Consider the following 5,904-nt stretch of genomic DNA (forward strand, 5'->3'; position numbering starts at 1 on the left):
GCCGTTGGGCGGGGACTTTCACCCCGACGGGCCAGAGTTGGTCCACGGGAACTAAGAGTTTGAGGACCCCGCAGCGGACTTGGGCCTGTCCGTCACTCGTCACGGTCAGTACCTCTCCAGTCTGACCCAAACTCAGAACTTGAACGCGGTCGCCCATTTGCGGACGGTAGTTCTCGGGGGTGTGAGCAGTGGTTTTGGGTTCAAGTTCGGTGAGGGTGCGGGTGGCCTGTTGGGCCTGTTGGGCGGTGGGATTGGCTTGGAGTTGGCGAATAACCCGGGCGATCTGGGTCTTGGCGCCGGCGATGGATTCCTGGAGTTGTTGCTGTTCCTGTTGTTGTAGTTGCAGTCGTTCGCGCAGGAGGGCTTCTTTTTGGCTGACCAATTCGCGTTGGACTTTTTCGATGTCCTGGTTGAGTTGTTGGGTGCGCTGGTTGCTCTGTTCCTGTTGCCGACGTTGGGCCTCGAGTCCGGCAATGACGGTGTTGGCCTCCAGGGATTGCGGGGAGAGCCAGGACTGAGCTTCGGCGAGGATTTGCGAATCTAACCCCAGACGGCGGGCAATGTTGAGGGCGTTGGAGCGTCCGGGGATGCCCCACAACAGACGGTAGGTCGGGGCCAGGGATTGTTCGTCAAACTCAACAGAAGCATTTTCAAAGCGCGGGTCCTGGTATTTGAGGGCCTTAAGTGCACCGTAGTGAGTGGTGGCGAGGGTGAACCGGCTGACTTGGATTAGGTGCTGCAAGAGGGCTGCTGCCAGAGCCGAACCCTCCTGGGGATCGGTCCCTGCTCCGACTTCATCCAAAAGCACCAAGTCCCGAGGGCCGACTTCCTGCAAAATCCCGACAATCCGGCGGACGTGACTGGAGAAGGTAGACAGATTTTGCTCCAGGGATTGCTCGTCGCCGATATCCGCCAAGACCCGTTCGCACCAAGGCACCACCGCGCTCGTCGCCACCACAAAAAGTCCCGCTTTCGCCATCAGGACCGCGATCCCGACGGATTTGAGGGTGAGGGTTTTCCCGCCCGTGTTGGGTCCGGTGATGACCACCCCGCGTACCGGCGGTTCCAGAAAAATATGGATCGGGACGACGGTACGGCTGGGATCACGCAGGCTCTGGGCCACGAGTAACGGATGACTGAGGCTCCTGAGTTCCAGCAGATGGGGGTGGAAGACGGGCTCCACCGCACCGACCCAGAGGCTGTGACGGGCGCGGGCCGTTGCGCCATCGAGGGTAGTCAGTACATCAATCAGATGGCTGAGGGCTGGATATTCCGCTGCGACCAAGCCACTGAGTTCCCAGAGGACCCGTTCGACTTCCTGTTGTTCGGTGCGTTGCCATTGCCGGATGCGGTTCTGGTCCTCAATCACGCCGAGCGGTTCGACAAAAAGGGTCTGCCCACTGGCGGAGGTGTCATGGACAATCCCCGGCACTTGGTCCTTGGCGTTGACCTTGACCAAGACAACAAACCGCCCGTCGCGCTCGGTAATCAGTTGCTCTTGGAGACTGTTGGCTTGGCGTTGGAGCAGGCTTTGTAGGGTCTTCTGGACTTTTTCGCGGAGGCGTTGTTGTTGGCTGCGGGCCTCAGCTAGGGCCGGACTCGCCCGGTCCATCACCTGTCCACTGTCATCCAGACAGAAGTTGATACGCTGTTCGAGTTCCGGGCAGGTCCGCAGGGTCTCAACAAGATCCAGCAGGAGAGGAATATCCTCCCGGTCCTCAATCACCCGGCGCACCTTACGGGCCGCCGCCAGGGTCGAGGCGATAGCTAATAAGGCCATTCCTTCGAGCAAGCCGCCCACCTGGGCATGGCGCACCACTGCTTGGATATCACGTATCCCGCCTAAAGGTAAGCCCTGAGCGAGTTGGGTCTCAAGGAGGCGGGCCTCACGGGTCTGCTGTAACTTGTAGCGGGCGGCGTCTTCGGTACTGGCGGGTTGCAGGGCGAGACAGTTGCGCCCCCCACTCTCCGTCTGGGCAAACTGGGCCACCTGTTCACATAAACGGTCCCACTGTAATAAACGGAGTGTATCGTCTTGCAAACTTCTTCCTAGACCACTACCCTCCATGATCTCCAATTCACCCCAGTCGCGTCAACGTCAGCTAGGGTTACAACTATCGGTTTGGTCCTGTTGGAAAATAATCTGCAAGGTGAGGCGGCGCGATTGAGAGAGGACATGGCTCAGTTGAGCGGTCAATTCATTGAGGTCGTGGAGCAGGACTTCACGAAAACTGTTGGGCGGTGGACTCTGAATCCGCAAAGCCCGACAGAGGATGACCCGCTGCTGGTTAATCCGGCGAGCAATTTGGTAACAGGAAGTCCGCTCAGCCATTAGTTCTTCGACGCGCACGTCCCTTGCCGGTGTAGGGATCATGTAAATATTACGTCACAATCCGCTATTGGGGATCACCCTAAAAGTTGATGTGATCGCGCATTCCCATAAGCATTGCTGATGACGGTGAGCGAGTGGGGATTATGCCTAGGGCGGCGGCGGGTAGAAGGTGAGTGCCACAATAATTAAAGGATGATTGGGGAATCACATGGCTGACCAGTTAATACGTGCCACGGCAGCCCAGGGTAGAGTCCAGGCCATGGGCGTGATCAGTACGCGCTTAGTCGAGGAGGCCCGGGGCCGTCACGGACTCTCCAGTGTGGCAACAGCGGCCTTGGGCCGGACAATGACCGCCGGACTCCTCCTCAGTTGCAACCTCAAGGCCGAGTCCGCACGAGTCAATATCCGGGTGTTGGGGGATGGACCCTTAGGCGGGATTTTTGTGGATGCTGGGGCTGATGGTACGGTGCGCGGTTACGTAAAAAACCCGACCCTCGAACTACCGCCAACGCCCCAAGGCAAACTGGATGTGGGCGGGGCAGTGGGCGATACTGGTTTCTTGCACGTGGTCAAGGACCTCGGCTACGGTAAGCCCTACTCCGGGACCGTCGAGCTTGTCAGTGGCGAAATTGGCGAAGATATCACCCATTATCTGGCCTCCTCAGAGCAGACCGCCTCAGCCGTCCTGTTGGGCGTCTTTGTCAGTGCCCAGGGGGTCGAGGCTTCCGGGGGTATCCTCCTCCAACTGATGCCCGACCCTGAGCATGAGCAGTTGGCCCAGTGGCTGGACGACCGCTTGCAGGGGGTCCAGGGGATTACGACTTACCTACGCTCCGGTAAGGACCTGACCCAGATTTTGCAGGAGATCCTGGGGGAGAAGGACCTGGAAGTTTTCCCGGAAACGCAGTTGGTCCGTTTTGCCTGTGGTTGCTCCGTGGAGCGGGTCCTGGGTGCCATCAAAATGTTGGGCACGGCTGAACTACAAGACATGATTGAGAAGGACCACGGCGCGGAGGCCACCTGTCACTTTTGCAATGAGCAGTACCGTCTGAGCGTGGCGCAATTGACTACACTGATTGCAGCAATTGAGCAGGAAGCCCGTCTTTCTGCCCCCTGAGGGGATATGGCAAATCCGACTACCTTGAATCTGGCCTGTTTGCGCCAATGTCATGCCCTAGAACATGGGACCGTCTGGGTCCTAGCCGAAACCCAACCCCAGATCACACTGGGCGGGACGGCTACTGACCACGGATTTTATATTTATGGCGCGGTGGAACCAAGGCAACTTGAACAGGCGGTCCAGACGGCCCTAGAGCGGTTCAAGCAGGGAGAGGCTGGGCTTGCGGTCCATCCGCGCTGTGGGACGAATCTCTCGGTGAGGATGGTGTTGACCCTGGGGTTATCTCTAGGCTGCGGAAGTTTGTTACCGCGTCGTCCTTTGCCCCGACTGCTAGGGGTAGGGCTGGCGGTTTTTGGGGCCTCACTCTTAGCTCGCGACCTAGGGGCACTGACCCAACGTCATCTCACCACCGCCATCCCCCACAACCTCGTCATTCAGGGCGTCACCTATGAAAAAGATTGGCTCGGACGTGGGGGACACTTTGTCCGCGTGGGCTGGGTCAATTAGGACGAGTCCTACCCTGAGACTGAGGCGTAGTGTAAGTTTGGCAACGATGGTGAGTTTAGATCCCCACTGAGGACGACCCATGCCTGCCGATACCAAGAAGCACGAACCGATGGGCGAGAACCCCACCCCTGACGAGAATGAGGGTGTAGGTCAAGGAGCTTTGCCCCCGGTCTCTAGTCCCTTGCCCACAGAGGATGTGACCTATCAGGATATGGCAGTGACAGGCCAGGGCGTGACCGCAGCGGGCTACTCCACGTTGATTGGTATGGATGCTTTCGGCGGTTCCTCCGGTCCTCCCGTTGAAGGCCACCAGCCGGACCCTGAAGAACTGGTGGAGCAAGCCCCGGTCAAATATCACAGCGACCAAGAGCAGTACCCTTAAGTCCAGCGGGGTGAAGAAAGTAATATCACCTCCCAGGATTACCCTAGGTCAATTAAAAAAATCACTCATAGGAAATACTTAGACTTTGCATTCAGGAATACATGCTAAATGTATAAAACTTTATATAATAACGGCGCAACATCACAACCTAATCCATGCGTTTCACCCAATCCCTTGCCTTGGTCTGTGCCCTACTCATCTTCTCGCCCTTAGTTCGTGCTGAGCCCCAAATCTTCACCCCCCCGACGCTAGAACAAACATTGACTTGTACCCACGCGCAAATAGCGGTCTACACGGAGGTAGCGAGCTACTGTGCGGCAGTCGTCACGCCCTACGTCTGTAACCAGCTCGACCAACACGAGTCCGATGAACTCCCCTCCTACATGATTCTTTGGGAACCGGCCTGTGATGTGTATAAAGTTAGTTCACCCCCGCCGGGTTGAGGTTGACCTTAACAGTCTGGGTTACAGGGTCCTGAACGGGCTGATAAACTGGATTTTGTAGTAAGGAAGACCTCATGACCTCGACTGTCAGTGCCAACGCCCGTGACCTGTTCAAGGCTGCCTATGAAAATCGCTATACCTGGGACGCGACCTTCCCTGGGTATCGCGCCGATTTCACCCTGGAACTCGCGGGCCAGTGTTACACCGGACAAGTCCAAGTCACAGCAGATATGCAAGTCACGGTCCAGACCAGCGACCCCAAGGCCGAGGAATGGCTCCGCAACCAACTCAAGGATGTCGTCGTCCACCGCAAACCCTCGGACTTTACCACTGCCCACGGCGACCATAGTTTTGAGTTCGACGGTGAACTCGACAGCACCGGGGCCTACCCGATTACTGTGGGTGGGGATGCCATGGGGTCTCATTACAAAGTCCGTGACAACCAAATGGTCCAAGTATCGCGGGTGATGGGACGGATGGCCTTCACGATTAACCACCTAGAGAAGCTCGACACAGGTAAAGGGTACATCTCGACCTTGTACAACGCGGTCTTCACCAATCCCAAGGACGGACAGGTGGTGCGCCAAGTCAAGTTCCATGACCAGTACGAAGCTTTTGAGGGTCAATATTTGATGACCCAGCAGACCGTCAGCGGCACCGAAATGGGCGAGAAACTGTACACCGAGATCAAGTACAGGAACATTCAACTCGGGGCCTAGGTTCCATCATTGACGAGGATAGCCCGTAAGCGTTCTACCCATGCGCGCACTTGGTCACGGACTTGGCGAAATACGGCTAGGTCCTGACCGTCTGGGTCTCTGAGAGCGGGCTGAATTGCGCCGACAAACAAACATCACCCGTTTCATTCATCCTCCGCGAAAGCAAATTTATAATCTGAAGTTGTATCCCAACTTGGTGCCCAAGCTGGAGGTGACCGGGGTAGACCCATGGTGGATCTTAGATATCACCTATAGCCGACTGGGCATGGAACTTATCGGTGAGTGCAGGCTTGGTGCATCATGACCACCGGGGCGTGCAATAGGCCTCGCATGCCTACATCGGGGTGCTCCAGGCGCAGGGCATCCGCATGATAGCCTAGCGTGGCGCAGCCATGTCGTCA

General features: G+C 57.2%; 8 protein-coding genes. 5 read left to right on the top strand and 3 right to left on the bottom strand.

Annotated features, from left to right (window positions below; all coding sequences use genetic code 11):
* Both HFM78_RS08530 and HFM78_RS08535 read right to left on the bottom strand, forming a co-directional pair.
* The coding region (locus HFM78_RS08530; protein WP_287129012.1) for an endonuclease MutS2 at positions 1 to 2,041 on the bottom strand (2,041 nt) is incomplete at its 3' end.
* A 57-nt stretch (positions 2,042 to 2,098) separates the two neighbouring features.
* Positions 2,099 to 2,374, bottom strand: coding sequence for a hypothetical protein (locus tag HFM78_RS08535; RefSeq protein ID WP_287129013.1), 276 nt, complete (start codon positions 2,372 to 2,374; stop codon positions 2,099 to 2,101).
* Positions 2,375 to 2,540: 166 nt separating this feature from the next.
* Between HFM78_RS08535 and hslO the strand changes: the two genes are divergently transcribed.
* The 5 genes from hslO (at position 2,541) to HFM78_RS08560 (ending at position 5,503) form a co-directional block, all read left to right on the top strand.
* On the top strand, positions 2,541 to 3,449 hold the full coding sequence (hslO, locus tag HFM78_RS08540) for an Hsp33 family molecular chaperone HslO (protein WP_287129014.1): 909 nt from the start codon (positions 2,541 to 2,543) through the stop codon (positions 3,447 to 3,449).
* A gap of 6 nt (positions 3,450 to 3,455) precedes the next feature.
* Positions 3,456 to 3,959, top strand: coding sequence for a DUF6391 domain-containing protein (locus tag HFM78_RS08545; protein WP_287129015.1), 504 nt, complete (start codon positions 3,456 to 3,458; stop codon positions 3,957 to 3,959).
* A gap of 79 nt (positions 3,960 to 4,038) precedes the next feature.
* On the top strand, positions 4,039 to 4,341 hold the full coding sequence (locus HFM78_RS08550) for a hypothetical protein (protein WP_287129016.1): 303 nt from the start codon (positions 4,039 to 4,041) through the stop codon (positions 4,339 to 4,341).
* A 155-nt stretch (positions 4,342 to 4,496) separates the two neighbouring features.
* A complete protein-coding gene (locus HFM78_RS08555) occupies positions 4,497 to 4,784 on the top strand; it encodes a hypothetical protein (RefSeq protein WP_287129017.1) in 288 nt (95 codons plus the stop codon).
* Positions 4,785 to 4,858: 74 nt separating this feature from the next.
* Positions 4,859 to 5,503: a DUF3386 domain-containing protein gene (locus tag HFM78_RS08560; protein WP_287129018.1), complete on the top strand. Its 645-nt coding sequence runs from the start codon at positions 4,859 to 4,861 to the stop codon at positions 5,501 to 5,503.
* Here HFM78_RS08560 and HFM78_RS08565 read toward each other — a convergent pair.
* Positions 5,500 to 5,634 (bottom strand): hypothetical protein, encoded by a 135-nt coding sequence (locus HFM78_RS08565; RefSeq protein ID WP_287129019.1) that lies wholly within the window; start codon positions 5,632 to 5,634, stop codon positions 5,500 to 5,502. The two genes, HFM78_RS08560 and HFM78_RS08565, sit on opposite strands and share 4 nt — an antisense overlap.
* Between the last annotated feature and the right edge of the window lie 270 nt (positions 5,635 to 5,904).

Origin of the sequence: Candidatus Cyanaurora vandensis (assembly GCF_013285555.1) — a bacterium.
In the GTDB taxonomy this organism is placed as follows: Bacteria; Cyanobacteriota; Cyanobacteriia; order Gloeobacterales; family Anthocerotibacteraceae; genus Cyanaurora; species Cyanaurora vandensis.

Excerpts from the sequence above, each read along its gene's own strand:
- HFM78_RS08555 (WP_287129017.1), top strand. The coding sequence starts at position 4,497 with ATGCGTTTCACCCAATCCCTTGCCTTGGTCTGTGCCCTACTCATCTTC.
- HFM78_RS08560 (WP_287129018.1), top strand. The coding sequence starts at position 4,859 with ATGACCTCGACTGTCAGTGCCAACGCCCGTGACCTGTTCAAGGCTGCC.
- HFM78_RS08535 (WP_287129013.1), bottom strand. The coding sequence starts at position 2,374 with ATGATCCCTACACCGGCAAGGGACGTGCGCGTCGAAGAACTAATGGCT.
- hslO (WP_287129014.1), top strand. The coding sequence starts at position 2,541 with ATGGCTGACCAGTTAATACGTGCCACGGCAGCCCAGGGTAGAGTCCAG.
- HFM78_RS08545 (WP_287129015.1), top strand. The coding sequence starts at position 3,456 with ATGGCAAATCCGACTACCTTGAATCTGGCCTGTTTGCGCCAATGTCAT.
- HFM78_RS08550 (WP_287129016.1), top strand. The coding sequence starts at position 4,039 with ATGCCTGCCGATACCAAGAAGCACGAACCGATGGGCGAGAACCCCACC.